This is a genomic window from Aeromonas sp. QDB23, from assembly GCF_027707745.1.
Taxonomy (GTDB): domain Bacteria; phylum Pseudomonadota; class Gammaproteobacteria; order Enterobacterales; family Aeromonadaceae; genus Aeromonas; species Aeromonas allosaccharophila.
The window spans coordinates 181,362-207,056 of sequence record NZ_JAPCJA010000002.1 but is presented as its reverse complement, the minus strand read 5'-3'; the positions used below and the strand labels follow the sequence as shown (position 1 = coordinate 207,056).

The following is a 25,695-nucleotide window of genomic DNA, read 5'->3' as shown; positions in this document are numbered from 1 at the left end:
CCCGAGCGGCCAAAGGGATCAGACTGTAAATCTGACGGCTCTGCCTTCGAAGGTTCGAATCCTTCTCCCTCCACCATCATTCAGAAAACCCGGCCTAGCGCCGGGTTTTCGCATTTATAGCCCGCCGCAATCTATTTTCCCTCTGCACTCCAGTCTCTTATCGCCGTTTACCTGCTGCCGATCGCGCAATAAAAAACGGGAGGCCTGCGCCTCCCGTTTACGTTCATATCAGCCTTGTTAGGGGGCAAAGCGTTACAGGGTGAAGCGATAGAAGACATCGACCGCTTGGGCCACCCCGCTCATCGCCTGCAGATAGAGCCGTGGCAATACCTCGTAGCGCAGCTTGAATTCGGCGATGGGGCTGAACACCCCGACCCCGTACTGGAACTGCAAGCCCGGCAGTAGATAGGCCGACAGAGTCACCTGGGTGTTGTCGCCACTGCCCGCAGTATCGAGGGAGACATCGCTCATCCCGAGCGACTCGCCGATGCTCGACACCACGCCGTTGGCCTGACTCACCGCACCGGCCACCAGCAGGCCGTTGAAACCGCCATCCTCACCACCGGTCTGCAACCCTTTGCCGCGCAGCAGATAGGAGAGCTGTTCCGACTGCGCCATCTGCGGCTCGGAGTAGACAGTGATCTCCGGCTTGCTGGCTGGGCCGGTCACCCGCACCCCGACCGTCACCTGACCCTCGATGGTATCGGGATCCCGGTTGGCCTCGATGTTGAGGAACGGCCGATCCAGCGGACCAGAGAAGAGGATCCGACCCTCCTTGATGATGAGGTTCTGACCGTAAGCCTTGAAGCGGCCGTTGGTCAGCACCAGCCGGCCATTGCCTGCCAGCGGCTTCTCGGGATCCTGACGGATATTGAGACCGCCGGAGACATCAGTCTTCAACCCCATGGCATCGAGCTTCACATCGTTGCCAAGGCGGATCGCCACCTTCATCGCCAGCGGCAGGCTGGCCTGCTTGGGAGCAGGGGGCAGATCGTCATAGACCACGGTCACATCGTCGGAGACCGCCACCGCCGAATCCGGCAGGCTCTTGACCAGAATGCGTGCCCAGGGAATATCCACCTGACCGGTAATGCGGGTCTCCTCCCCCAGCGACACTGCGATATCGGGCGAGACTCTGACCCGGCCCATGCCCGGATATTGCGCCTCCAGATCCTTGCCCTGAATGGTGAGGCTGCCGCTGACCGGCATCTTGGCCCAGCTGAGCCAGCCGCCCAACGCCAGCGGCCCCTTGCCCACTAGCATGGAGCCATCGAGCTCGGCGCGGTTGCCCTCGATCTTGAGGCGGGTCACCAGCTTGGTCAGGGTCACCATGTCGGAGTGGGTCTGCACTTCACCGTCATGCAGGTTGAGCTGACCAAACAGCAGGGGCGCCGCCAGCGTGCCGTCGAAACGGGCATCGGCGCAGATGATCCCTTGCAGGGAGCGCACCTCCGGGATCAGTGGCGCGAAGGTATTGAGCTTGAGATCGTCAAACTTGAGCTGACCACCGAGCAGACCGCGACCGGCAGGCTCCTTGATCAGCAGGTCGGTATCGATATTGCCGATCTGCTTGGAGGCAAAATCGAGGCGAATGGCCGCCTGCTGCCGCTCGAAATCCAGGGCTAGTGCCAGCTGCTGATAATCAGTCTTGAGGCCATCTGCCACAAAAGTGCCCGGCGTAGTGCGCACCACTGCATGCAAGGTCGGCTGATTGCCACGCCAGCTGGCGCGGCCGTCGGCCGAGAGCATCGCCTGCCAGCGGAAGTTGTCCGGCAACCAGGGGCGCAGCCGCTTGAGATCAAACTCGCTCAGGGCAAACTCCAGGGTGCCTTGGGCAGCGGAGACCTGACTCCCCTTGACGCAGAGGCTGGCTCCCTTGGAGCCGAGACAGAGATCCCCCATCGCCAGCCGCTGACGCGGCAGATCGAGATCCAGCGCCCAGGGGGAGCTCAAGTCCCAACGGCGCAGCGGGGTTTTCAACTGCAACTCGGAGAGCGCCCCGCGCCAGTGATCCCCGCGCACGCCGCCACCTAGTTTGAGGTTGGCGGCAACAGGGTCACCCTTCATGGTCAGGGTCAACAGATGCTGACTGATATCGCCGCTGAGGTTCAGGGCCAGCTGGCTGAGCTTGGTATCCCCCTGTTTCAGCTGCGCCACCAACAGCGAGAGCTCACCGGCCGGTTTGGCACCGATCGCCGCATTGCCCTTGAGACTAATGCCCTTCAGGTCGGTGCCAGCATAGTAGAGCCGCTCGGAGGCCAGATCCGCATCGATTTTTGGCGTCTGCTGATTGCCACTGACCTTCACCTGTCCCTTGATATCCCCTTTCAGGCCGGGATAGATGCCCCCCAGCTGGGGAGCCTGCAGGTTGGCATCGAGCCTCCACTGGACGCTACTGATACTGCCCTTGGCCTGCAACTGGTTGGGGCCACTTTGCAGCGAGAGCGCCGGGATCTGCCACTCCATCTTGTCGTTGCCGCTAAGCGCCCCCTTGAGGGCCAGCGGGTACTGATTGAGTTTGCCATCCACCTTGAGCTTGGGCAGTTTCAGCTCCCAGTGGCCCGATTCGTTCATCACGAAACGGCTCTCCAGCTCACCGGCCAGCGTCCCTTTCAGCTCAGGCACCAGCTCGGCTGGATTGATCCCCTTGAACAGGGTGGTTCCCTGCCACTCGATCCCCTTGTTCCAGGCCAGCTTGCCATCGAGCTTCAGCCCCCCTTTGAGGGCGTTGAGCTGCAAGGCGATCTTGCTGAGCCGCTCCAGATCCCCCTTCCCGTCAAGCGCAAGCTTGAAGGGGGGCACATCGGTCCCCTTGCCGGAAGTATTGAGAGCAAACTGGTAGCCGGAGAGCTTGCCCTTGGCAGTCAGGCTCCCCTTGTCCAGCCGATAGCTCGACTCATCTTTGGCAGGCTTGTGAAGAGGCCAACCGAGGCCCTTCCAGTCGAGGGCCAAATCAAAAGGGAGATCCGGGTCGAGCGCGGCCAGCGAGCCCTTGAGATTGGCGGCAACCGGCCCCTTGGCCGACAACGCCAACCCCAGCTTGCCAACCGAACCGGTCAGCGCCAGCGTGGCCTGTTCCCCTTGCAGCTCGCCATCCAGCAGCCCTTTACGGGCCTTGGCATCCAGCGTCACCGCCAGCGGGTAGTCATCACTGAGCTGGATGTGGCCCTTGAGCGCCAGATCGGCCATGGCGTGGCGCAGCGAAAGCTCGCGCACCTCGATGCGATCATCGGCGGCGGTGGCCGATAGCAGCAGCTTGTCGAGCCCTTCGATCAGCTCGCCCTGCTTATATTGCACCCGGGTCGCATTGACCCCTTCCAGCTGAATGGGGAAAGGAAGGTGAATGGCGGGCAGGACAATGGGGGCAGCCTTTGCAAGTTTTGCAACTGGCGCCCCTTTGCCCTGTTTGGCTGCCTTGGCACTGGCCTTGTCGGTGCGAGCAACCGCAGCCCCGGCTTGCTGCTCGTTAGCGAGCTTATCGTTAGCGAGCTTATCGTTAACGGTCTTGGCGTTAGCTGTGGCTGACTGCTTGGTGGAGTTGGCCCCTGCATTGGCAGGCGCCGCGTCATCCAGCGTCACCTTCAGGTTATCGAGCACCGGGCCGCGCACAATCAGCCCCTTGCGATTGAGGGTGGCGCCGATATCGAGGGACCCCAGAGTCACGGCCACGCCGGGCACCGCCAGATCGAGATCCGCGACCTTGAGGCTGTCAACTTGGATCTTGAGCGGCAACGGGTGCCAGACAAAGGGTTCGGAAGGCTCTTCCGGTGTCGGCTCGGAGTCGGTTACCTTGACCACCGGATGGGTCACCGCCAGGGATTTTATCCAGAGCTTGCCCTGCAATAACTTGCCAAGATCCCAGTCGAGCACGGCGCGATCGACCGTGACATCCACCAGCTCATCCTGCCAGCCCGCCCCTTCCAGGGTCCAGCCGTAGCCAAGCTGACCGGCCACCAGCTCCCCCTTGAGGGAGGGCAGCGCCCCCTTGGCCTGTTGCCACAACCACTTGTTGCCCTGATGGGTAAAGCCCAGCAGGCTGACGCCGATCAGCAGCAGGAACACCAGCCCCATCAGCCAGAGAAAAATGCGTTTTAGCCAGATCACAATGCAGCCCCCCGCGCAAGATACAGCCGCAGCGGCCAAAGAAAAAAGCGTTTAGACAACATCATAATTCAGGCCCCAATGCGAAATGCAGCCGCAAGGGCTTATCCTCCTCCGATACCCCGACCGCCAGATCCAGCCTGACCTGACCGATGGGAGTCACCCAGCGCACACCGACGCCAGTACCTATTTTCCAGGGTTCGCTGTAATCGGTGGTGGAGGTGCCGCCATCAACAAACATGGCACCCAGCCACTTCTCGCTGAAGCGGTAGTTGTATTCCAGACTCGCCACGCTGGTGTAGCGGCCACCGGTCAGCTTGCCATCCGACCCGGTGGGGGAGATGGTCTCATAACCAAAGCCACGCACCGTCTGATCACCACCGGTAAAGAACCGTAACGACGGCGGCACCAGCGAGAAGCTGTCACCTATGATGGCCCCCTGCTCGGCCCGCATCAGGAATCTGTGGTTATCCCCGAGGGTACGCAGCCACTTGCTGCGCCCCCACACCCGCATAAAGCTGATGTCGGAGCCCCATCTGGGGTCGGAGAACTCCAGCGTCAACTGCTGGCGATCGCCCCAGTCCGGCACCAATCCGCCGCGTACCCGCAGCCGGGACCAGGAGACCCCCGGGATCAGCAGCAAGCTGTTCCCCTCGTCGGCGCCCTGGGTATAGATCTCGTTCTCCAGCCGGATAAAAACGTCCCGATCCCAGCTCTCCGGTCGCCGCGTCCAGCGGTGCACACCGATAGCCGTCAGATCGGAGCGGGTATCGTTGTTGTCCTTGTACTGGTAACCGGCCTGTACCGAGTAGTAGTCTCGCAGCGGGTTGCCCACCGGGATCTGGTAGTCGAAACTGAGTTCAGACTCCGGCGCCGACACCTTGGCGGTGGCAAAGAGGCGGTGGCCGTAGTGGTTGACCCAGGGCTTCTCCCAGGTGGCACTCAATCTTGGCCCCACGTCGGTGGCGTAACCGATACCGGTCTCGATTTCGTGATCGACCCGGTTATCCAGTGTCACCGCGATGGGCACCCGATAGTTGCTCGCCTCGCTCAATACCGGCTTGATATCGACCTGACGGAACAGCTTGGTGGAGGAGACATCCTGCGACATCTCGGCCAGCCGGATGGCGAGATAGGGGTCACCGCTCTTGATGTTGATAAGCGGGCGGATCAGGTGGAGCGCTTCGGGAGTGGCATCGTAGCGGATCTCGCCGAAACGGTAGCGATGGCCCGATTCGAACAGGATGAAGATCTCCGCCGTCCCCTTGTCCTGGAACACCTTGACCTGACTCCTGCTCAGCTTGGCATCAAAGTAACCGCGGGCCAGCCCGAGGCTGCCAAGATCCGCCTTGATCGATTCATATTTGGCGTGGTTGAGAGGCTCCCCCTCTTTCAGCGGTAACTTGTCCAGCAGGGCGCTGTAGAGCTCGTCGCTGCCCGCATCCCCCTCCAGCAGAATATCGAGGCGAGAGACGATGACCGGCTCCCCTTTGTCCACCTCGATCACCACTTTGGACGGGCTCTTCTTGTCGCGACTCAGGGTGATTTTCGGCTGGTAGTAGCCATAAACTTGCAGCGCTTTTTGCACGCTCTCGGTGATCCTGGCGCGGGCCGGGCGGTATTGCCGCTCCTGATAGACCGGCAGGGCATTGAGGTAGGCTTCAACGTTATCCTTGTTCTCCCCTTTCAACCCCTTGACCTGATAGGTGAGCTTGGCGGCAAACGCGGGCGAAGCCAGCAGCGACAGCAACAGGCCCACCCCCAGTACCAACAGGCCGCGGCGAAACGCAGAGCCAGACAGCGAACGCCCTGCCAGCAGGGATGAAATGCATCCTGTCAAAGGTCAATATTCCTGAATCTGTGGTGAAGGAAACCAGCGCCCTTTCGGGCCAACCCCGAAAGCGGCGCAGCACGCCATGCAGTGCATGGCCGTGACACAATAATGCGCGCCAGAAAAATGGCGAACCTTATCCTAACATAGGCATCGGCCAGCGACAGCGCGGTGCCATTGGCAAATTCGCCATATCTTTTAAGAGGTTGACCACAAATCACACATTTTGGTGACAATGACGACGCCCGCTTTCCCGATGAGGGCGAGCTGACCTGCCCTGAACATGCTTCACCCCGTCGTCAGGCACCATTTGTCACCTCTCCCCCTCTCTTTACCACCAGAAACCCACCACGACAGAGTTTGTCGGCATCGCCCCACCCTCACGGTTTAGCAGGCCCGGCACACGCCAAAGCCCGCCGTAGCGGGTGATTAAGAATTGCTCGTTCAGCGCAATCGAATTATCCCGCTGCCTTTGCAGACGTCACTCCCTCACACTTGAACCATCAACTGAAGGAGACACATCATGCATGCACGTAGCGAACAGATGGCTGACTATATTGCCGATCGTCTCGAGTTCATCACCTTCCTCGCCTGTTGCAGCGCCCTGCTGGCCCTGCTGACCGGCATGAGTGGCCAACAGGCACTGGCCTTTACCGCCCTGAATCTGCCGTTTGGCCTCGGTATTCTGCTGGCGATGGCGATGCTGGCCCCGCTGCCCGCCCACTGGCGGCTGCCAGGCATCACCTTGCTGCTGGCAGGTTGCGCCCTGATGACCCTGCAACTGGGGGGCGAGTGGCTCAATCCGCTGGCCATCTGGAGCCTCTACGCCCTGCTCGGGCTGGAGATCATCTGGCAAGCTCGCCCCCGCGCCGTGCTAGCCACCCGCGCTCGCCAATAATAGGGCTGACCAGCGCCGGTAAACGGCGGGCTGTGATGGCTGACGCCGGTGGCAAATTGGGGTACTCTTGCGCCCCCATTTGCCACCACACTTGGCATTAACAACCTTCGCCATCACGCCCAGGAGCGCCCCGATGAAAAAAGCCTGTGCCCAGCACATTCTGGTCAAGACCGAAAAACAGTGTATGGAGATCAAGGAGAAGATCGAGAAGGGAGCCGACTTCGGCCAGATGGCCAAGCGCTTCTCCACCTGCGCCTCTGCAAAACGTAGCGGCGATCTGGGGGAGTTCAATAAAGGGGATATGGTCAAGCCCTTCGACGATGCCGTATTCAAGGGCGAACTGCTCAAGGTACTGGGGCCGGTGCGCACCAAGTTCGGCTTCCATCTGATCAAAGTGCTCTATCGCAATTAAACCATCGCAACTGACCATTCTCTCGGTGAAGCTCCCATCAGGCGGGCTTCACCGACCTCCTCATCCTCCCTCGCAAAACTGGCTGAAACAACGCCAAACTCGCATCAATTTACTAACGTTATCAGACAATTAAGTTTATCCTTCTCGGCATTGTCCACATTCGACGATGGATCCCGTGCTATGCCCCGCTCTTGCTTGTGGCCCCTGCTGGCCTGGTTACTCCCGCTCGCTGGCGCCCTCGGCAGCCGCTTCCATCTCTGGCCCTGGTGGATAGGTTTTGCGATCTGTCTCATCGGAGCGCTTGTCTCCCTTATCCTGCTGGTGCGCCTGCCCTGGAGCCGCAACCGCTACGCCAACGGCTTTGGCGCCTTGCCGCTGTTGCTGCCGCTGCTCTTTGTGGTGCAGGCGCTGCGCATGCCGCTGATCAACGATGTGAGTACCGATCCCTACAATCCCCCCCTGCTGCGCTGGGCGGCGGAGCTTAGAACCGAGCAGGATCTGCCAATTAATAGCGCCCCGCTGAAAGCAGTTGAGGCAAAACCCGGTCCTCTCTTTACCAGGGCCTCCCCTGCCGAAGTGGTGATTGAAGCCAGCGAACTGATGCAGGAGCTGGGCTGGCAGGTACGACCGAGCCCGGATGGTCTGGATGCAGTGGTCACCACCGGCTGGTTCGGCTTTCAGGATGATGTGGCGCTGCGGGTCTTTGCCGGCCCGAAAGAGACTCGCATCGATATGCGATCGGCCTCCCGTCAGGGGCGCAGCGACTTGGGTACCAACCGGGCGCGGATCGAGGATTTTCTGATCCGCCTGAACGAGCGACTCGGTCAGGCCTACAAACCCAATTTGAAACCTTGACATCCTCCCCGCCCTAAAGGACGGGGATTCCTACTGCGGTTAGGCGATTACGCTTAATTCGCTTCGGTGGGTTCCTGCTGCTGGCGGCCTTATTGCACCACTCACTTCACAGGCTAACTGGGCGTGTCCCGCCCTTAACACATTGATCGCGCCGACTAGATCGGCGTTTTCTTTAAAATCACACTCCACACATTCGAACGTAGCTTGTGTTTGACGATTATCAGCCGAGATATGCCCGCAACATGGGCACGTTCGGCTGGTGTTCTTCGGCGGCACCGCTATCAAATGCCCGCCATTCCAAGCCAGCTTGTAGTCGAGCTGACGCCGAAACTCGCCCCAGCCTTGATCTAAAATAGCCTTATTCAGGCCCGACTTGGCTCGCACGTTGCGCCCAGGCGTGTCAGTTGTGCCCGCCGCTGACTTGGACATATTTCGCACCTGCAAATCTTCGACACATACCAGCGCGTGGTTTTTGCTGATGGCGGTCGAGATCTTATGCAAGTAGTCGCGGCGGGCACTGCCGATATGAGTCTGGATGCGCTGAATACGGGCTTTCGCTTTCTTCCAATTGCGGCTGAATATGACTTTGCGGCTCATCGCCTGCTGCGCTTTGCGCAAGGCTTTTTCGTGAGCCTTGAAGCTGTTGAGTGGGTCTTTGTGGCTGCCATCTGACAGGGTGACAAAGCGTTTAATCCCCATATCGAGGCCAACAGCTGTGCCTTGATGAACGGGCACATCAACCTCTCGCTCGGTCTGGATAGCGGCATACCACTTACCGCTTGATTGGCTCACGGTGATGTTCTTGATCACCCCGAGCACATCCCGACTGTTGCGGTAGCGTAGCCAACCCAACTTAGGCAGGAACAGACGGCTATTGGCCTGATCGAGCTTGAAACCTTGCGGATAGCGGAAGCTATCGGATAAACCCTTCTTTTTGAAGCGAGGGAAATCGGCGCGTTTGGCGAAGAAGTTAGTGTAGGCTCGCTCCAGATCTTTTAGCGTTTGCTGCAAGGGTTGGGAGGGCGTTTCGGCAAGCCAAGCGGTTGAGTCTTCCGACTTCCATTGGGTGAGCTGTTTACACAGCTCCGCATAGCCGAGCTTCTTCTCGCCCTGTTCAAAGCGCTCCTGCTGCAACGCCAGCGCCTTGTTGAACACGAAACGGCATGAACCAGCGAAGCGGCGCATTCGCAGCTGTTGCTGGCCGTCTGGCCGAAGTTCATATTTGAAGGCTTGAAGTCGTTGCATGGCTATAATATACTTTGGTCTATGAGCAAAATCAATGACATTAGAACTGGCAGACACTGCGTTTTCTCTATGCATGTTCATTTGGTCTTTGTGACGAAATATCGCAGAAGAGTATTCGACAATGCCGCCATCGACCGCCTTAGAGAGCTGTTCTCCAAGATCTGCGCTGACTTTGAGGCAGAGCTAAAAGAGATGGATGGAGAGGTTGATCATGTTCACCTGCTGGTGAATTACCCGCCAAAAGTGGCAGTATCGGCGCTGGTGAACAGCCTAAAAGGGGCATCCAGTCGGGTGCTGCGAAAAGAGCGGCCAGACATCGCCGCCAAGTTCTACTACAAGGGCATGTTGTGGTCGCCATCTTACTTTGCATCGAGTTGTGGCGGCGCTCCGATAGAGATCATCCGGCAGTACATCGAGCAACAGCAAACACCTCATTAACCATGGAACGGCTACGCCATTCACACCTTATATCCCCGCCATGAATGACGGGGCTTTACGGTGCTTTTGGGTAAGTGTGAAACAACAAGAAGGTAACTGATGCGCGTTGAGGTCAAACCCGACCGGGAATATGCCTGGTTTATCCGCCCCTTTTTCTGGCTGCAAAAGCGCAACTATGGTCAGGTGCTTATTCCGGGCAAATGCTGGGGCCGCTCGCCGCGCCTGTTTGCCGCCGTCGCTACCCTCTACGGGGTCATCAACCGCAAGCGATCCCCCATCGACCCCGTGCTGCGCTCGCTGGTGACGGTGCGGGTCTCCCAGCTCAACTGGTGTCGTTTTTGCGTCGACATCAATGCCATGACCCTGGTAAAGAGAGCCGGCTCCAGCGAGAAGGTGGAGGCGCTGGCCAACTGGCGCGAAAGCCCGCTGTTCGATGAACGGGAGAAAGCAGTGCTCGACTACACCGAAGCGATGACCGGGCTGGATGGGGTTAGCGATGAACAGGCGGCCCGCCTCAAGCCCTGGTTCGACGACGACGCCATGGTTGAGCTGACCGGCCTTATCGCCTTCCAGAACATGTCGGCCAAGTTCAACGCCGCCCTCGATATCGCGCCGCAGGGCTTCTGCCAACTACCGGTGCAACCGGAACGCCCCGCCCAGCCAGACAGCAAGGACGCCTGATGAACCGGACCCGCCTGCTGCTTGCGCTGGTGATGGGGGGCCTCATCGGCACCTTTTTTACCCTCGATCTTGGCCGTTACCTCACTCTGGGCGCCTTGCAGGCCCAGCAGGCGGCACTGGCGCAATGGGTCGACAGCCACTTTGTCTCGGCCAGCCTGCTGTTCGTGCTTATCTATGTGCTGAGCACAGCCCTCTCCCTGCCCGGTGCCAGCCTGCTCACCCTGGGTGGCAGCGCGGTGTTCGGCGTCGCCTGGGGGCTGCTGCTGGTCTCCTTTGCCAGCTCCATCGGCGCGACCCTGGCCTTTCTCAGCGCCCGCTTTCTGCTGCGCGACTGGGTCACGGCCCGCTTTGGTGACAAGCTGACCACCTTTCACTCCGGCATGGCGAAGGAGGGTGCCTTCTATCTGCTCAGCCTGCGCCTCATCCCCGTATTCCCCTTCTTTCTGGTCAATCTGCTGATGGGGCTCACCCCCATCAGAGTCAGCACCTACTACTGGGTGAGCCAGCTTGGCATGCTGCCCGGCACCTTCGTCTATGTGCTGGCGGGCAGCGAGCTTGGCCAGTTAACCAGCACCGGCAATATCCTCTCTCCCGGCCTGATGATGGCGCTGACCCTGCTGGGGCTGATGCCCTGGCTGGTCAAGAAATTGACCGCACACCTCGCCCAGCGGCGCCTGCTCGCCACCTACCGCAAACCCGCTCGCTATGACTACAACCTGCTGGTGATAGGTGCCGGGGCCGGTGGACTGGTCACCAGCTATATCGCCGCAGCGGTGAAGGCCAAGGTGGCGCTCATCGAGAAACACAAGATGGGGGGCGATTGCCTCAACAGCGGCTGCGTCCCCTCCAAGGCATTGATCCGCTGCGCCCGCTTTGCCGCAGAGCAGCGCAAGGCCGACGAGCTGGGCTTTAGCCCAAGCCACTCCCGCGCCGATTTTGCCGCTGTGATGGAGCGGGTGGCTGAGGTTATCAAGGCGGTCGAGCCCCACGATTCCATCAAGCGCTATCAGGGGCTTGGGGTGGAGTGCATCGAAGGGGAGGCGCGGCTGGTCTCCCCCTGGGAGGTGGAAGTGAATGGCCAGCGCCTTGCCAGCCGCCATATCGTTATTGCCACCGGCGCCCGGCCGCTGGTGCCCAAGCTGCCGGGGCTGGATCAGGTGCCTTACCTCACCTCGGATAGCCTCTGGCAACTGCGCACCCCGCCGCGCCGCCTGCTGGTGCTGGGCGGCGGCCCCATCGGCTGCGAGCTGGCCCAAAGCTTCGCCCAGCTCGGCATTCCCGTGACCTTGGTGGAGCTCTCGGAGCAGCTGCTGCCCCGCGAAGATAGGGAAGTGGCCGACGCGCTGGCCGGGCAGATGAGCCGCGATGGCGTGCGGCTACTCACCGGCTGGCGCGCCGAGCGAGCCGACTACCTGCCCGCAGCCGAGGGGGATCTGCCCATCCGGCTGCAACTGCGCCGGGGCGATGAGACGCAGGTGATTGAAGGGGATCAACTGCTGCTGGCACTGGGTCGGGTCGCCAATGTGAGCGGCTTCGGGCTCGAAGCGTTGGGAGTCGAGCTTGCCCCCCGCGGCACCATAGCGGTCGATGGCTTTCTTGCCACCAACTTCCCCAGCATACTGGCAGTGGGAGACGTAGCGGGCCCTTACCAGTTCACCCACTTCGCCGCCCATCAGGCCTGGTATGCGGCGGTCAATGCCCTATTTGGCCAGTTCAAGCGCTTTCGGGCCGACTATCGGGTCATTCCGGCGGCCACCTACACCACTCCGGAGATTGCCCGGGTCGGCCTCAATCGCAAGGAGGCAGAGGCGCAGGGGATTCCCTTCGAGGCGACCCGCTTCGAGCTGGCCGAGCTGGATCGCGCCATTGCCGATGGTGAGCGCCACGGTTTTGTCGAGGTGCTGACCGTGCCGGGCAAGGATACTATCCTTGGCGCCACCATAGTGGGCACTCACGCCGGTGAGCGGATTGCCGAGTTCGTGCTCGCCATGCGTCACCGCCTCGGCCTTGGCAAGATCCTCGGCACCATTCACGCCTATCCCACCCTGATGGAGGGAAACAAATACGTGGCAGGTGAATGGAAACGGGCCCACCAGCCCACCCGGGTGCTGGCGTTGCTGGCCCGTTATCACCGCTGGCGCCGTGGCGCCTGACAATCAGGGAAACGTTTATGCTCAAGCCATTCTCACTGCTCGGCTCACACCTCAGATCACGCCAGAACTCTCGGCTTAAACGGCGGCTCAACGCCCTGCTGTGCGCCCTGCCACTGCTGGCCAGTGGCCCGCTGTTGGCGGCCAATCCAGACGACGGCTGGCAACAGACCCTTGAGGAGGCGAAAGGGCAGACCGTCTACTTCAACGCCTGGGGCGGCAGCCCGGAGATCAACGCCTATCTGGTGTGGGCCGGGCAGGAGCTGGCGCGCGACTATCAGGTCAAGCTGGTGCAGGTGAAGGTAGATGACATCGCCCAGAGCGTCAGCCAGCTGCTGGCCAACAAGCAGGCGGGTAAGCAAGCTGGCGGCCCCATCGATCTGCTGTGGGTCAACGGTGAGAACTTCAAGGCGCTCAAGGAACAGGGGCTGCTTGGCGCACCCTTTACCACTGAGCTGCCCAACATGGCGCTGGTAGACAGCAGCCTGCCGGTGAGTGAGGACTTCACCCTGCCGGTGGAAGGGCTGGAAGCCCCCTGGGGCATCGGCCAGCTCAATCTGATGGTCGACACCGAAGAGGTCGCCAGCCCGCCCACCTCGGCTGCTGCCCTGCTTGCGTGGGCCAAGGCCCATCCCGGCCGTTTCACCTATCCCAAGCCGCCCCAGTTCCATGGCTCCAGCTTTCTCAAGCAGATCTTGCTGGAGTTGACGCCAAACCCCGCCCCCCTCTATCGGGAAGCGACCGAGAGCGACTTTACCAAGCTCACCGCCCCGCTCTGGGCCTGGCTCGATGAGCTGCATCCGGCACTCTGGCGCAAGGGCAAGCTGTTCCCCACCAGCGCCGCCGAAACCCGCCAACTGCTCGATGATGGCGAACTGGCCATGGCCATCAGCTTCAACCCGCAGGAGGCGCAAAGCGCCGCCCAGATTGGCGCCCTGCCCCCCAGTGTGGAGGCGGTTGCCATGGAGAAAGGGGCGCTCACCAACAGCCATTTTCTCGCTATCCCCTTCAACGCCAGTGCCCGCGCCGGGGCCAAGGTGGTGGCCAACTTCCTGCTGAGCCCGGCAGCGCAGGCGCGCAAGGCCAATCCGGCATTCTGGGGTGATCCCAGCGTGCTGCGGGCCGATGCCCAGCCTGACTCCACAAAGGGGCAACCGGCATTGCGCTTCAAATCAGTGTCAGAGCCCCATCCCAGCTGGCAGCTCAAACTGGAAGCGGCCTGGGCCGGGCGTTACGGCCACTGATGAGTGCCGCTGGTCACCCGCTTGCCCGCTCCCGACCATGGCGCAGGTTGCTGATCCGCCACCGCGGGATGGGTATGGGCGTTGTTTATCTGGTGATCTTCGTCATTCCCCTGCTGGCGGGGCTATGGCAACTGCTGGCGGAGAGGATGACCGCCTCTCATCTTGCCTTGCTGTTGGCCCAGCCTGGCCTGTGGCACTCCGCTGCGCTGAGCCTGTGGATTGGCGCCGCCTCGACCCTCGGTAGCCTGCTGTTGACCGCCCTGCTGCTGGCCCACAGCGACAGCCGGGCTTTCGGCCTGCTCCGCCGCCTGCTCTCGCCGATGCTGGCCATGCCCCACGTCGCCTTTGGCATCGGTTTTACCTTTCTGCTCGCCCCCTCCGGCTGGCTACTGCGGCTCGTCTCGCCAGCCCTTACCGGATTTGAACTGCCCCCCGATTGGCAGACTATTCGCGACCCTCTAGGACTCGGGCTGATTGCACTGCTCGTTTTCAAAGAGACCCCCTTTCTGCTGCTGATGGCGATGGCCGCACAACAGCCCATCCAGCTGGCACGCCAGCAGTGGCTGGGGGCGAGCCTTGGTTTCAGCGCCCCCCAGATCTGGTGGCGCCTGCTGCTACCTGCGCTCTGGCCAGCCCTGCGCCTGCCCATCTATGCGGTGGCGGCCTACGGAGTGGCGGTAGTGGATCTCGCCCAGTTGCTCGGGCCCGACGCCCCCGCCCCGCTGGCGGTGCGGTTGTGGCTCTGGTATCAGGACCCGGATCTGCTCTGGCGCGGTGCCACCGCCAGTGGCGCCCTGCTGTTGCTCGCCATCACGGCGCTGCTGATCGCTCTGCTCAGATTACTGGAGTGGCTTCATAAAGAGATGGGCAAAGGCTGCTGGCTCAATGGCAAACGGGCCGAGTCCCATCCCCTTGCCAACCGGCTCGCAGCAGGCTTTGCATTCACCCTGATCACCCTCAATCTGGCGGTGCTGGCGGCCCTGCTGCTCTGGTCGCTGGCGCGCCGCTGGCCCTTTCCCACCCTCTGGCCAAGCCAGTGGAGCGGTCACTACTGGCTGGATCTGCTACCAACCCTGCTGCCGCTGCTGGCAACCAGCGCGCTGTTGGCGCTGGCGAGTGGCTTGCTGGCGCTGGTAATGGCGGTGTGTAGTCTGGAGGTGCAAGCCGGGCGCCGCCGCTGGCCACTTTGGCTTGTCTGCCTGCCGCTGTTGCTGCCGCAGGCGAGCCTGCTATTTGGTATCCGGCTCGGGTTGGACTGGCTTGCACACGACTCGATAAGCAGCGGCATTGGCTGGGGCTGGGTGCTCTGGAGCCAGCTGCTGTTTGTCTTTCCCTATGTCTATTTGTGCCTGCACGGCCCCTATCGCCAGTTCGATCCGCGGATCACCCAAAGCGCCCTGCTGCTGGGGGCAACGCCATGGCGAGCCTGGTGGCAGGTGAAAGCACCGCTGCTGGCGCGCCCGCTGCTGTTTGCCTTTGCGGTAGGGGCGGCGGTGAGCCTGGCCCAGTATCTGCCGACCCTGCTCTTTGGTGCAGGCAGGGTGGTCACCATCACCACCGAAGCGGTGGCCATCGGCAGTGGCCTCAACCGGCGGCTGGCGGGGCTCTACGGCCTGCTGCAACTGCTGCTGCCGCTCGTTATCTATCTGCTGGCGCTTTGGCTGCCGGCGCGGATCAATCCGGCGCTCAAGGGGGGCGGCTCACGATGAACTCTCATGATGGAAATCGCCATATGCTGAGCACCACGCCTCTTCGACTCTATCTGGATGAAAATCTGCTGCTCTCGCTGCCCGCCCTCCAGGTGGTCCCCGGCGAGGTGTTGACCCTGATGGGCCCCAGCGGTTGTGGTAAAAGCTCCCTGCTGGCAGGGCTCGCCGGAGTACTGCCGGGTGCGCTGACAGATAGCGGCCCCATCCGGCTGGAGGGGGATATAAGGCTCGGCGAGCGGTTACTCAACACCTTGCCACCGCAAGCGCGGCGCATCGGCATGCTGTTTCAGGATGACTTGCTGTTTGACCATCTGACGGTGGCGGAGAACCTGATGTTCGGCATGCCGGCGACCATCAAGGGAAAACGCGCGCGGCGGGAAAAGGCGCTGGCCGCATTGGTACAGGTCGCGCTGGCGGATCAGGCTGACAAGCTGCCGCCGCTGCTATCGGGGGGTCAGCGGGCGCGGGTCAGTCTGCTGCGCGCGCTGTTGGCCGAACCCGATGCCCTGCTGCTGGACGAGCCCTTCTCCCGCCTCGACAAGCCGCTGCGGGCCGCCTTTCGCGAGCTGGTATTCGCGCAGATCAAGGCGCTGGCCATCCCCGCGATTCTGGTGACCCACGACGAAGAGGATGCGCCGGGCACCATACTCAATCTCACCGAATCCTGTTTTTGACCGAGGAGTTCACCTTGTTTGACCGCCACCTGATCCCCGTGATCCGCAGCCCCCTCACCCAGCTTGCCAAACCGCTCTGCCGTGCCGGGGTCAGTGCCAATCAGGTGAGCCTCACCGGTTTTGCCATCGGCATGCTGGCGCTGCCGCTGCTGGCCTTTGGCTGCTATCAATGGGCGCTTGCGGCGATCCTGCTCAACCGCTTGCTGGACGGGCTCGATGGTGCCGTGGCGCGGGAAACTGGCATCACCGACTGCGGCGGCTTTCTCGACATCACGCTGGATTTCATCTTCTACGCTGCCGTGGTGCTGGGCTTTGCCCTCGCCGCCCCCGCCAATGCACTGCCCGCCGCCACCCTGCTGTTTGCCTTTATGGGCACAGGGTCGAGCTTTTTGGCCTTTGCCATCATGGCAGGCAAGCGGGGGATCGACAATCCGGTCTACCACCACAAGTCCCTCTACTATCTGGGCGGCCTCACCGAGGGGAGCGAGACCATCGTCCTTTTTGTGCTGATGTGTCTGTGGCCCGCCGCCTTCGCCCCACTCGCCTACGGTTTTGCTCTGCTCTGCGCCATCACCACCCTGACCCGACTCTGGAGCGGATACCACACCCTGCGTCACCCCCCGAGCTAAACAGCGCAGCACTCACCGGAGGGCTAATCCATCGCACGATGAATTGGTGGCCAACGAGGCGCACGGAACACTTGCACGCGGATGACAATGTTTTACCATGACGACACTTTTGTTAGTCTCTTTGAGAACCCTATGCGTCGCCTTGCCTCTCTTCTGACTCTGTCGTTATTCCCCCTGCTCGGTGGCTGCAGCAGCGCCCCGGCCCCCAAGCCCGTGGTCAAGCCCCAGCCCAACAGCGCCTTTATCAATCAGACTCCATCGAACAAACCTGTTTATACACAAGGGGTTAGCAAGGGGGATTTCGCCAATCGCCCCAACGTGGACCGGTTCGTCCAGAAGATGGTCGAGAAGCACGGTTTTGACAGTGCCCAGTTGCATCAGGTGCTGGCTCAGGCAGAGCGTTACGACTGGATCATCCGCCTGATGGATGCCCAGGCACCGACCACCGCCAAGCCCACCGGTCCGACCGGCGCCTGGAACCGCTATCGCGCCAAGTTCATCACCCCCGACAACGTGCAAAACGGCGTCAACTTCTGGCGTGAATACGCAAGCGAGCTGAACCGGGCGGAGCAGATCTACGGGGTGCCGCCGGAGATCATCGTCGGCATTATCGGGGTCGAGACCCGCTGGGGCCGGGTGATGGGCAAGACCCGCATTCTGGATGCGCTGGCCACCCTGGCGTTTGATTATCCGCGCCGCGCCGAGTTCTTCACCAGCGAATTGGAAGCCTTCCTGGTGATGACCCGCGATGAAGGGATGGATCCTGCAGAGCCCAAGGGCTCCTACGCCGGGGCCATGGGCTATGGCCAGTTCATGCCCTCCAGCTTCCAGCGCTATGCGGTGGACTTTGACGGCAACGGCCACACCAATTTGTGGGATCCGGTGGATGCCATCGGCAGCGTCGCCAACTACTTCAAGGCCCACGGCTGGGAGAAAGGCCAACCGGTGGCGGTGCGCGGTCAGGGTCAGCTGCCCGGCTATGAGCATGGCTTCCAGACCCGCTACCCGGTCGCCACCCTGCGCCGCGCAGGGCTCACCCCCACCAGCAGCCTGGGCAATCACAGCGAATCGAGCCTGCTGCGCCTCGATGTGGGCACCGGCTACCAATACTGGTACGGCCTGCCCAACTTCTACACCATCACCCGCTACAACCACAGCACCCACTACGCCATGGCAGTGTGGCAGCTGGGGCTGGCGGTGAAGGCGGCGCGCTGACAACTCGCTGGCATAAAACAGACAATGAAAAAGGAGCCATTATGGCTCCTTTTTTATATCCAACGTTCAACCCCATCAGGGGCTCAAGGATGGCTACCTGATTTAGACGCCTGCCTTGGCCAACGCAGCAGAGACAATTTGCTGGGCCTCTTGCTGGATCAGATCCAGGTGTACTTCGCCCTTGAAGCTCTCCATGTAGATCTTGTAGATGGACTCGGTGCCGGAGGGGCGCGCCGCGAACCAGCCGTTCTCGGTCACCACCTTGAGGCCGCCGATGGCGGCATCGTTGCCCGGCGCCTTGGTCAGCTTGGCGATGATGGGCTCACCGGCCAGGGTTGAGGCTTCGACCAGTGCCGGATCCAGCTTGGAGAGCACCGCTTTCTGGGCACTGTTGGCCGGGGCGTCGATACGACGGTAGCTGGAGCGACCAAACTTGGCTTCCAGTGCATCGTAATGAGCCTGCGGATCCTTGCCGGTGACCGCCAGAATTTCCGCCGCCAGCAGCGCCAGAATGAAGCCATCCTTGTCGGTGGTCCAGACGGTGCCATCTTTGCGCAGGAAGGAGGCGCCAGCGCTCTCCTCGCCACCAAAGCCGAACTCGCCGCTGTAGAGGCCATCCACGAACCACTTGAAGCCGACCGGCACCTCTTTCAGGGTACGGCCAATCTCGCCGGCAACCCGGTCGATCATGGAAGAGGAGACCAGCGTCTTGCCGACAGCCGCATCGGCAGCCCAGCCGGTGCGATGGGTAAACAGATACTGGATTGCTACCGCCAGATAGTGGTTCGGGTTCATCAGGCCAGACTTGGTGACGATGCCGTGACGGTCGTAGTCAGGGTCGTTGCCAAGGGCGATGTCGAACTTGTCTTTGAGGGCAATCAGGCTCGCCATGGCGAACGGGCTGGAGCAGTCCATCCGGATCTTGCCGTCTTTATCCAGGGTCATGAAGGAGAAGGTCGGGTCGACCTTGTAGTTCACCACCTCGATGTTCAGGCCATAGGTCTTGGCGATGACGTCCCAGTAGGCGACGCCGGAGCCACCCAGCGGATCGACACCAATCTTGATGCCCGCCTGCTTGATGGCATCCATGTCCAGCACGTTCTTCAGGTCATCCACGTAAGGGGTGACATAGTCGTGCTCCACCACGAACGGGCTCTTGAGCGCTTCGGCGAACGGCATCCGTTTCACGCCAGCCAGACCCGCTTCCAGAATGGCGTTGGCACGGTCTTCCACCCACTTGGTGATCTCCCCTTCGGCGGGACCGCCGTGGGGCGGGTTGTACTTGAAGCCACCATCTTCCGGCGGGTTGTGAGATGGGGTGATCACCACACCGTCTGCCAGCGCGGCAGGCTTGCTGGCGTTGTAGCGCAGGATGGCGTGAGAGATGACCGGGGTCGGGGTAAAGCCCATACCGGCTTGAATGCGAGTTTCAACGCCGTTGGCCGCCAGCACTTCGACTGCGCTGGCAAAGGCGGATTCGGACAGGGCATGGGTATCCATGCCGACAAACAGCGGGCCAGTGATACCGGCCTGCTGGCGATACTCCACCAGCGCCTGGGTCACCGCCAGAATATGGGATTCGGTAAAGGCGTTGTGCAAGGCACTGCCACGGTGGCCGGAGGTACCAAAGGCAACCCGCTGCTCGGGGCGGCTCATGTCCGGCTTGTTGAGGTAGTAGGCACTGACCAGACGGGGGATGTTGGTCAGGTCGCTTAAACGGGCCGGCTGACCGGCGTGGGAATGCTGAGCCATGGCGTTTTCCTTGCGTAATGGCGGCCTTGGTGGGCAAGGCCTGAGTCTTGATAAACCGTTAAATGGCGCCACACACCTGCGCGATCACCTCTTCGCCATAGCCCATGCTGGCCATCAGCTGGGCCACCATATTCTGCTTGCGGCTGGTGTTGGTGTTGGTGATCACCCAGAACGGGGTCTCCGGTACCGGCTTGGGCTTGGTGGTGCTACCACTGGCGCGCAGAGCCTCGGGATCCCGTGAGAAATAGACGCGCTTGCGCCCCTTGATTTCGGTGGCCTGGGTAAACCCGACCGGGTCGTCCCGGTAGAGGGTACTGAGCACCTGCATGAAGCGGTTGATGGACTTCTCTTCTTTTTGCAGCTCACCGGAGTCGAGCAGGGCTTGCAGCCCTTGCCGGGTGGCTACCGCACTGGGCTGCACCACGGCAACGGGCTCGGCAACCGGCACACGTTGGTGAGCAGGCTGTTCCAGCAGACGGCGCAGGATATCGGAGGCACTCTCACCAATGTGCCGGGTCTGGCTGGCGATATAGAAGTAGAGATCGTCATCAAGCTCGATGGTTTTCATAGGGATGCGCTGGACTCGTCGAAATTCGGATGCGGCGATTATACATAGGCAAACCCGACAGCCCAAGCAAGGGGCTGGCAGATGTACATGAATCTCATCGAGAATACGGCATAATAGCGGGCCAAGTGTGTGATCAGCCGCACTGATAGCCGATCCGGACGGGATTTTTTAGAAAAAAAACCACATTTATTTCCCATCCGTTGGACGAAATCCTTTTCTTTCCAGTGCGTTAAATAAAACAGCGATACGTACTCACGACCGACAAGGTGTCATTTTGCAACAAAACAGCATATTGAACTTCAAGGAGCAGGGTCAGGGCCCGGCGGTCATTCTGATCCACGGCCTGTTTGGCAGCCTCGACAACCTCGGCCTGCTGGCCCGTGCCCTCTGCGAGCAGTATCGGGTCATCAGCGTCGATCTGCGCAACCACGGTGGCTCCTTTCATAGCAGCGAGATGAGCTATCCGGCGCAAGCTGCCGATATCCTGACCCTGATGGATCGGCTGGAGATTGCCGACGCTACTCTGATTGGCCACTCGATGGGGGGCAAGGTGGCGATGCAGGTCGCCAAGCTGGCGCCAGCACGTGTAAGCCGTCTAGTCGTCGCCGATATGGCGCCGGTCGCCTATCCCCACTCCCGCCACCAGAATGTGTTCGCCGGACTCAATGCCACCCTGCGCACGCCGCCGCAAAGCCGCAGCGAGGCGGAAGCCATGCTGGCGCAGCACATCGAGATCGCCGGGGTGCGCCAGTTCCTGCTCAAATCCTTCGCCAGAGGCGAGCAGGGCTGGGGTTGGCGCTTCAATGTGCCGGCACTTAAGCAAAACTACGCCAACATCATGGGCTGGCCAGAGGATGATCGCCGCTTCGAGGGGCCGGTGCTCTTTATCAAGGGGGGGGATTCTGACTATATGCAGCCGCAATACAGCGAGGCGGCGCTGGCCCAATTCCCGGCGGCAAAGGTGCGTGTCATCGCCGACACCGGCCACTGGCTGCATGCGGAAAAACCGGCTCTGTTCAACAAATTGGTTGTGGATTTCCTGTCGACAGGCGGTTAACAGTTTCAAATCCTTTGTGATATAGTGCGCCCGTCATAAGGAGTGTGCGCAATCCATGCTAAGTGAACATATCGACCTGATCGAAAGTTTGGGCCTGAAATTATTTTTTCTGGCGATTTTCATCTTGATTGGTCTTGCCATTCATGACGTGCTCAAACGCGGCAATGTGCCCCGTTTTGGCCGTTTTATCGTCTGGTTGGTACTGTTTCTGGGTTGTGCGGGTTTTGTCGCCAAGGGGCTGATCGAACTGGGCTGGGAAGGCTCAGGACTCGGCTAACTTATTTTCATCTGTGATGTATGGCCAAACAGCAAACTGATCGAACAACACTGGATCTGTTCGCAAATGAGAAGCGCCCCGGCAGGCCAAAGACCAATCCACTCCCCCGCGAGACCCAGCTCAAGATCAACAAGCGTAACCAGCTTAAGCGCGATCGGGAAAATGGGCTGAAGCGGGTAGAGTTAAAGGTGGAGGCCGAGTTGCTGGAGCGCCTGAACCAACTTGCGTTACAACAGAACATCAGCCGAGCCGAGCTGATCCAATCTATTCTGAAACAACAGATTGAGTCCGCCTTTGCGGTGGACATTGCAGTCTGAGCGTTGAGCATTAACACCAAATACGGGTAACTAAACACTATGGCAAGTGTAGGTCTGTTTTTTGGCAGCGATACCGGTAACACCGAAGCTGTCGCCAAGATGATCCAGAAAGAGCTGGGCAAAAACCTGATTGAAGTCCGCGACATCGCCAAGAGCAGCAAGGCCGACATCGAGAGCTTTGACCTGCTGATGTTCGGCATCCCGACTTGGTACTATGGCGAAGCCCAGGCCGACTGGGACGACTTCTTCCCTGATCTGGGCGAAATCGACTTCACCAACAAGCTGGTCGCCATCTTCGGTTGCGGTGATCAGGAAGACTACTCCGAGTACTTCCTCGACGCCATGGGCACCCTGCGTGACATCGTCGAAGCCAAAGGCGCCATCATCATCGGCCACTGGCCGACTGCCGGCTACGAGTTTGAAGCCTCCAAGGCGCTGGTCGATGACAAGCACTTTGTCGGTCTGGGTATCGATGAAGATCGCCAGCCGGAGCTGACCGCCGAGCGCGTCAAGGGCTGGTGCAAACAGCTGCACGAAGAGATGTGCCTGGGCGAGCTGGAGTAATCCGCCTACCCTCATACCTCTGACAACAAGGGCCCCGACGGGGCCCTTGTTGTATCTGCTTGTTGCGATGCCTGCCTTTATTCTCCCCTGTTATTCACCCCTGTGCTCCGGTTTGGCCCGCACATAGAGGGTGCGCTTGACCTGCGCCACCAGCTCGCCGCTCTTGTCCTGCACCGTGACCTCGAATTCGGGGAAGTGCTTGTTGCCACCTTCAGTCGCCGCCACGATTTCGGCCAGCTTGCCCTCGGTCAGGTTGAACTCGGCCACCAGCTTGCCCTTGCCCGGCTTGATGTAGTTGATGCTGCCCGCCTTGTCCCAGACGTAGTAGCGATTCTTGAAGTAGCCCATCAGCATCAGCGGATAGATGGGGTCCGTCATGGCAAACATGCTGCCGCCAAACTGGGTGCGGTTGGCGTTCTTGTTCCACCAGCGGGATTTCAGGGTCACCCGACAGTAGCGAAAGTCATCGCTCAGGGTCTCTATCTTGATACCGGCGCCCCAGAAGGGGGGCCAGGCGTTGAGTGCGCGGCGCACCCAGGCCGCATTGTCAAAAAGCCAATCCATGGATCTCATCCGACCAGAAATATGAAAGTTACATCTTATCAACATCTGCCATACCGGCAAGTCGGACGACACGATTGATTATTTCAATCCAATCGGCCATTTAGGACTAAACCCCTTGAATTGCTGGGTTTATTTTTAGGGAGGCTACGACCTATAATGACAGGCCAAGCGAGTTCAAGGTTGCCATTCCTGCGGCAGTCCATCAGAATAACCCCACCTTCGAGAATGCGAATAAGTAGAATATGGCAGACAACAACCAAGCGTTAAAAAAGGCCGGGCTCAAGATCACCTTGCCCCGGGTCAAAATCCTGGAAATCCTGCAACAGCCGGATTGCCAGCACACCAGCGCCGAAGATCTCTATAAACGACTGATCGACCTGGGTGAAGAGATTGGTCTCGCTACCGTCTATCGCGTTCTCAACCAGTTTGATGATGCCGGTATCGTTACCCGTCACCACTTCGAAGGTGGCAAGTCGGTATTCGAGCTGGCGACTCAGGAGCACCACGACCACCTGGTTTGCCTTGACTGCGGCAAGGTGATCGAGTTCTCCGACGAAGTGATCGAACAGCGTCAGCGCGAGATCGCCAAGAAATTCAATATCCGTCTCACCAACCACAGCCTCTACCTCTACGGTCACTGTGCAACAGGTGAGTGCAAGCACGACGAATAAGTCGCCCGCGACTTGCAGATAACGGACAATAAAAAAGCCAGCATCAGCTGGCTTTTTTATTGTCCGGCGCAGGCCGTGGCATCGCACAGGGCAGGGTCTCCCCTGCCCTACTGAGTTAGCCTTCGACTTTGCCCCAGGAGTCGCGCAGGGCAACGGTGCGGTTGAACACCAGATGCTCCGGGCTGGAGAGCTTGTTGTCGGCGCAGAAGTAACCTTCACGCTCGAACTGGTAAGCCTGCTCCGGCTTGGCGTTCTTCAGGGATGCCTCAACACGAGCCCCCTCGATGATCACCAGGGATTCCGGATTCAGCGCAGCTTCGAAGTCATCCTCAGCGCCCGGGTTCGGTACCTTGAACAGACGATCGTAGAGACGCACTTCCGCTGGCAGGGAGTGAGTGGCGCTGACCCAGTGGATCACCCCTTTCACCTTGCGGCCATCGGCCGGATCCTTGCCCAGGGTCTCGGGGTCGTAGGAGCAGTAGATGCAGGTGACTTTGCCATCGGCATCTTTCTCGATGCGCTCGGCCTTGATCACATAGGCATTGCGCAGACGCACTTCCTTGCCCAGCACCAGACGCTTGAACTGCTTGTTCGCCTCTTCTTTGAAGTCCGCTTCGTCGATGAAGATCTCGCGGGTGAAGTTCAGCTCGCGGGTACCCATCTCGGCATTGCTCGGGTGGGCCGGGGCAGTCAGCACTTCGTCGGCAGCCAGGTTCTCGATAACCACTTTCACCGGATGCAGCACGGCCATGGCGCGCGGCGCATGCTCGTTGAGGTCTTCGCGGATGCAGGCTTCCAGCATGCTCATCTCGACGATGTTGTCCTGCTTGGTGACGCCGATGCGCTTGCAGAACTCGCGGATGGAGGCCGGAGTGTAGCCGCGACGACGCAGACCGGAGACGGTCAGCATGCGCGGGTCATCCCAACCATCGACGTGCTTCTCGGTCACCAGCAGGTTCAGCTTGCGCTTGGACATGACGGTGTACTCGAGGTTCAGACGAGAGAACTCGTACTGACGGGGGTGGCAGTCGATGGTGATGTTGTCCAGCACCCAGTCGTACAGACGACGGTTGTCCTGGAACTCCAGGGTACAGATGGAGTGGGTGATCCCTTCCAGCGCGTCCGAGATGCAGTGGGTGAAGTCATACATCGGGTAGATGCACCACTTGTCACCGGTCTGGTGGTGGTGGGCAAACTTGATGCGGTAGATCACCGGATCGCGCATCACCATGAAGGGAGATGCCATGTCGATCTTGGCGCGCAGGCAGGCGGTGCCTTCGGCGAACTCGCCGTTCTTCATCTTGGCAAACAGCGCCAGGTTCTCTTCCACGCTGCGATCGCGGAACGGGCTGTTCTTGCCCGCTTCAGTCAGGGTGCCACGGTACTCGCGCATCTGCTCGGGCGTCAGCTCGTCCACATAGGCCAGACCCTTTTCAATCAGCTCGATGGCATAGCCGTGCAGCTTGTCGAAATAGTCGGAGGAGTAGCAGATCTCGCCGCTCCACTGGAAGCCGAGCCACTGTACGTCCTGCTTGATGGACTCTACGAACTCGATGTCTTCCTTCACCGGGTTGGTGTCATCGAAACGCAGGTTGCACTGGCCCTGATAGTCACGAGCGATGCCGAAGTTCAGGCAGATGGACTTGGCGTGGCCGATATGGAGATAACCGTTCGGCTCGGGCGGAAAACGGGTATGCACGCTGGTGTGCTTACCGCTGGCCAGATCTTCATCAATGATCTGACGAATAAAGTTAGTTGGGCTGTTCGCCTGACTCATGGCTCACCTCAAAAAAGCGTCACTGGCGGAAGTTGTGCCGGCTGGCACCCTCATCCCCCCGCCGTC

General features: G+C 60.4%; 23 protein-coding genes. 16 read left to right on the top strand and 7 right to left on the bottom strand.

What is annotated here, in order from left to right:
- Window positions 1–252 precede the first annotated feature (252 nt).
- Both tamB and tamA read right to left on the bottom strand, forming a co-directional pair.
- A complete protein-coding gene (gene tamB / locus PG888_RS01980; RefSeq protein WP_182939296.1) occupies window positions 253–4,104 on the bottom strand; it encodes an autotransporter assembly complex protein TamB in 3,852 nt (1,283 codons plus the stop codon).
- A 61-nt stretch (window positions 4,105–4,165) separates the two neighbouring features.
- A complete protein-coding gene (gene tamA / locus PG888_RS01975; RefSeq protein ID WP_064338317.1) occupies window positions 4,166–5,941 on the bottom strand; it encodes an autotransporter assembly complex protein TamA in 1,776 nt (591 codons plus the stop codon).
- A 514-nt stretch (window positions 5,942–6,455) separates the two neighbouring features.
- Here tamA and PG888_RS01970 point away from each other — a divergent pair.
- The 3 genes from PG888_RS01970 to PG888_RS01960 all read left to right on the top strand — a co-directional run bounded on the left by PG888_RS01970 (window position 6,456) and on the right by PG888_RS01960 (window position 8,097).
- Window positions 6,456–6,830 carry a hypothetical protein gene (locus tag PG888_RS01970; protein WP_033136756.1) on the top strand — a complete coding sequence of 125 codons (375 nt, stop codon included), beginning with the start codon at window positions 6,456–6,458 and terminating at the stop codon, window positions 6,828–6,830.
- A 133-nt stretch (window positions 6,831–6,963) separates the two neighbouring features.
- Window positions 6,964–7,242: a peptidylprolyl isomerase gene (locus PG888_RS01965; RefSeq protein ID WP_042657102.1), complete on the top strand. Its 279-nt coding sequence runs from the start codon at window positions 6,964–6,966 to the stop codon at window positions 7,240–7,242.
- A gap of 180 nt (window positions 7,243–7,422) precedes the next feature.
- Window positions 7,423–8,097, top strand: a complete 675-nt coding sequence (locus tag PG888_RS01960) for a DUF1499 domain-containing protein (RefSeq protein WP_042657101.1) — start codon at window positions 7,423–7,425, stop codon at window positions 8,095–8,097.
- 39 nt (window positions 8,098–8,136) lie between these two features.
- On the opposite strand, the gene PG888_RS01955 is transcribed toward PG888_RS01960, so the two are convergent.
- Window positions 8,137–9,342: an RNA-guided endonuclease InsQ/TnpB family protein gene (locus PG888_RS01955; RefSeq protein WP_149153227.1), complete on the bottom strand. Its 1,206-nt coding sequence runs from the start codon at window positions 9,340–9,342 to the stop codon at window positions 8,137–8,139.
- A 21-nt stretch (window positions 9,343–9,363) separates the two neighbouring features.
- Between PG888_RS01955 and tnpA the strand changes: the two genes are divergently transcribed.
- The 8 genes from tnpA to mltB all read left to right on the top strand — a co-directional run bounded on the left by tnpA (window position 9,364) and on the right by mltB (window position 18,082).
- On the top strand, window positions 9,364–9,780 hold the full coding sequence (gene tnpA / locus PG888_RS01950) for an IS200/IS605 family transposase (protein WP_064338318.1): 417 nt from the start codon (window positions 9,364–9,366) through the stop codon (window positions 9,778–9,780).
- Window positions 9,781–9,879: 99 nt separating this feature from the next.
- Complete coding sequence (locus tag PG888_RS01945; protein WP_021231092.1) at window positions 9,880–10,461, top strand: carboxymuconolactone decarboxylase family protein; 582 nt, start codon at window positions 9,880–9,882, stop codon at window positions 10,459–10,461.
- Entirely contained in the window at window positions 10,461–12,614 is a 2,154-nt protein-coding gene (locus PG888_RS01940) for an FAD-dependent oxidoreductase (protein ID WP_064338319.1), read from the top strand. Before PG888_RS01945 ends, PG888_RS01940 begins: the two co-directional genes overlap by 1 nt.
- A gap of 17 nt (window positions 12,615–12,631) precedes the next feature.
- On the top strand, window positions 12,632–13,855 hold the full coding sequence (locus PG888_RS01935; protein ID WP_232093622.1) for an ABC transporter substrate-binding protein: 1,224 nt from the start codon (window positions 12,632–12,634) through the stop codon (window positions 13,853–13,855).
- Window positions 13,856–13,929: 74 nt separating this feature from the next.
- The gene (locus PG888_RS01930) at window positions 13,930–15,564 is read left to right on the top strand and encodes an ABC transporter permease (protein WP_270692830.1); all 1,635 of its coding nucleotides are present in this window, start codon (window positions 13,930–13,932) and stop codon (window positions 15,562–15,564) included.
- 23 nt (window positions 15,565–15,587) lie between these two features.
- The gene (locus PG888_RS01925; RefSeq protein WP_270692829.1) at window positions 15,588–16,238 is read left to right on the top strand and encodes an ATP-binding cassette domain-containing protein; all 651 of its coding nucleotides are present in this window, start codon (window positions 15,588–15,590) and stop codon (window positions 16,236–16,238) included.
- A gap of 14 nt (window positions 16,239–16,252) precedes the next feature.
- Window positions 16,253–16,867, top strand: a complete 615-nt coding sequence (locus tag PG888_RS01920; protein WP_058053689.1) for a CDP-alcohol phosphatidyltransferase family protein — start codon at window positions 16,253–16,255, stop codon at window positions 16,865–16,867.
- A 132-nt stretch (window positions 16,868–16,999) separates the two neighbouring features.
- Window positions 17,000–18,082 (top strand): lytic murein transglycosylase B, encoded by a 1,083-nt coding sequence (gene mltB / locus PG888_RS01915; protein ID WP_182939292.1) that lies wholly within the window; start codon window positions 17,000–17,002, stop codon window positions 18,080–18,082.
- Between the two features lie 102 nt (window positions 18,083–18,184).
- On the opposite strand, the gene pgm is transcribed toward mltB, so the two are convergent.
- Together pgm and seqA are read right to left on the bottom strand one after the other, a co-directional pair.
- A complete protein-coding gene (gene pgm, locus PG888_RS01910) occupies window positions 18,185–19,834 on the bottom strand; it encodes a phosphoglucomutase (alpha-D-glucose-1,6-bisphosphate-dependent) (RefSeq protein WP_182939291.1) in 1,650 nt (549 codons plus the stop codon).
- A gap of 58 nt (window positions 19,835–19,892) precedes the next feature.
- Window positions 19,893–20,402 carry a replication initiation negative regulator SeqA gene (seqA, locus tag PG888_RS01905; RefSeq protein ID WP_182939290.1) on the bottom strand — a complete coding sequence of 170 codons (510 nt, stop codon included), beginning with the start codon at window positions 20,400–20,402 and terminating at the stop codon, window positions 19,893–19,895.
- 274 nt (window positions 20,403–20,676) lie between these two features.
- Here seqA and PG888_RS01900 point away from each other — a divergent pair, with 274 nt between their 5' ends.
- Genes PG888_RS01900 through fldA form a run of 4 tightly spaced genes read left to right on the top strand, consistent with a single transcriptional unit; the run spans window position 20,677 to window position 22,617 of the window.
- Window positions 20,677–21,459, top strand: coding sequence for an alpha/beta fold hydrolase (locus PG888_RS01900; protein WP_232093621.1), 783 nt, complete (start codon window positions 20,677–20,679; stop codon window positions 21,457–21,459).
- 55 nt (window positions 21,460–21,514) lie between these two features.
- Complete coding sequence (locus PG888_RS01895) at window positions 21,515–21,736, top strand: DUF2788 domain-containing protein (RefSeq protein ID WP_033138903.1); 222 nt, start codon at window positions 21,515–21,517, stop codon at window positions 21,734–21,736.
- A gap of 20 nt (window positions 21,737–21,756) precedes the next feature.
- Window positions 21,757–22,053, top strand: a complete 297-nt coding sequence (gene ybfE, locus PG888_RS01890) for a LexA regulated protein (RefSeq protein WP_005334297.1) — start codon at window positions 21,757–21,759, stop codon at window positions 22,051–22,053.
- 39 nt (window positions 22,054–22,092) lie between these two features.
- Window positions 22,093–22,617 (top strand): flavodoxin FldA, encoded by a 525-nt coding sequence (fldA, locus tag PG888_RS01885; protein ID WP_005334298.1) that lies wholly within the window; start codon window positions 22,093–22,095, stop codon window positions 22,615–22,617.
- A gap of 90 nt (window positions 22,618–22,707) precedes the next feature.
- Here fldA and PG888_RS01880 read toward each other — a convergent pair whose 3' ends face one another.
- Window positions 22,708–23,181 (bottom strand): DUF4442 domain-containing protein, encoded by a 474-nt coding sequence (locus tag PG888_RS01880; protein WP_005334300.1) that lies wholly within the window; start codon window positions 23,179–23,181, stop codon window positions 22,708–22,710.
- Between the two features lie 242 nt (window positions 23,182–23,423).
- Here PG888_RS01880 and fur point away from each other — a divergent pair, with 242 nt between their 5' ends.
- Window positions 23,424–23,852: a ferric iron uptake transcriptional regulator gene (gene fur, locus PG888_RS01875; RefSeq protein ID WP_005334301.1), complete on the top strand. Its 429-nt coding sequence runs from the start codon at window positions 23,424–23,426 to the stop codon at window positions 23,850–23,852.
- Between the two features lie 115 nt (window positions 23,853–23,967).
- On the opposite strand, the gene glnS is transcribed toward fur, so the two are convergent.
- Window positions 23,968–25,629 (bottom strand): glutamine--tRNA ligase, encoded by a 1,662-nt coding sequence (glnS, locus tag PG888_RS01870; protein WP_182939289.1) that lies wholly within the window; start codon window positions 25,627–25,629, stop codon window positions 23,968–23,970.
- Window positions 25,630–25,695: the final 66 nt, after the last annotated feature.

What these genes read in the sequence shown, in the direction of transcription:
- PG888_RS01970 (WP_033136756.1), top strand. Translation starts at nt 6,456, where the DNA reads ATGCATGCACGTAGCGAACAGATGGCTGACTATATTGCCGATCGTCTC.
- PG888_RS01965 (WP_042657102.1), top strand. Translation starts at nt 6,964, where the DNA reads ATGAAAAAAGCCTGTGCCCAGCACATTCTGGTCAAGACCGAAAAACAG.
- PG888_RS01960 (WP_042657101.1), top strand. Translation starts at nt 7,423, where the DNA reads ATGCCCCGCTCTTGCTTGTGGCCCCTGCTGGCCTGGTTACTCCCGCTC.
- PG888_RS01955 (WP_149153227.1), bottom strand. Translation starts at nt 9,342, where the DNA reads ATGCAACGACTTCAAGCCTTCAAATATGAACTTCGGCCAGACGGCCAG.
- tnpA (WP_064338318.1), top strand. Translation starts at nt 9,364, where the DNA reads ATGAGCAAAATCAATGACATTAGAACTGGCAGACACTGCGTTTTCTCT.
- PG888_RS01945 (WP_021231092.1), top strand. Translation starts at nt 9,880, where the DNA reads ATGCGCGTTGAGGTCAAACCCGACCGGGAATATGCCTGGTTTATCCGC.
- PG888_RS01940 (WP_064338319.1), top strand. Translation starts at nt 10,461, where the DNA reads ATGAACCGGACCCGCCTGCTGCTTGCGCTGGTGATGGGGGGCCTCATC.
- PG888_RS01935 (WP_232093622.1), top strand. Translation starts at nt 12,632, where the DNA reads ATGCTCAAGCCATTCTCACTGCTCGGCTCACACCTCAGATCACGCCAG.
- PG888_RS01930 (WP_270692830.1), top strand. Translation starts at nt 13,930, where the DNA reads ATGGGCGTTGTTTATCTGGTGATCTTCGTCATTCCCCTGCTGGCGGGG.
- PG888_RS01925 (WP_270692829.1), top strand. Translation starts at nt 15,588, where the DNA reads ATGCTGAGCACCACGCCTCTTCGACTCTATCTGGATGAAAATCTGCTG.
- mltB (WP_182939292.1), top strand. Translation starts at nt 17,000, where the DNA reads ATGCGTCGCCTTGCCTCTCTTCTGACTCTGTCGTTATTCCCCCTGCTC.
- pgm (WP_182939291.1), bottom strand. Translation starts at nt 19,834, where the DNA reads ATGGCTCAGCATTCCCACGCCGGTCAGCCGGCCCGTTTAAGCGACCTG.
- seqA (WP_182939290.1), bottom strand. Translation starts at nt 20,402, where the DNA reads ATGAAAACCATCGAGCTTGATGACGATCTCTACTTCTATATCGCCAGC.
- PG888_RS01895 (WP_033138903.1), top strand. Translation starts at nt 21,515, where the DNA reads ATGCTAAGTGAACATATCGACCTGATCGAAAGTTTGGGCCTGAAATTA.
- ybfE (WP_005334297.1), top strand. Translation starts at nt 21,757, where the DNA reads ATGGCCAAACAGCAAACTGATCGAACAACACTGGATCTGTTCGCAAAT.
- fldA (WP_005334298.1), top strand. Translation starts at nt 22,093, where the DNA reads ATGGCAAGTGTAGGTCTGTTTTTTGGCAGCGATACCGGTAACACCGAA.
- PG888_RS01880 (WP_005334300.1), bottom strand. Translation starts at nt 23,181, where the DNA reads ATGGATTGGCTTTTTGACAATGCGGCCTGGGTGCGCCGCGCACTCAAC.
- fur (WP_005334301.1), top strand. Translation starts at nt 23,424, where the DNA reads ATGGCAGACAACAACCAAGCGTTAAAAAAGGCCGGGCTCAAGATCACC.
- glnS (WP_182939289.1), bottom strand. Translation starts at nt 25,629, where the DNA reads ATGAGTCAGGCGAACAGCCCAACTAACTTTATTCGTCAGATCATTGAT.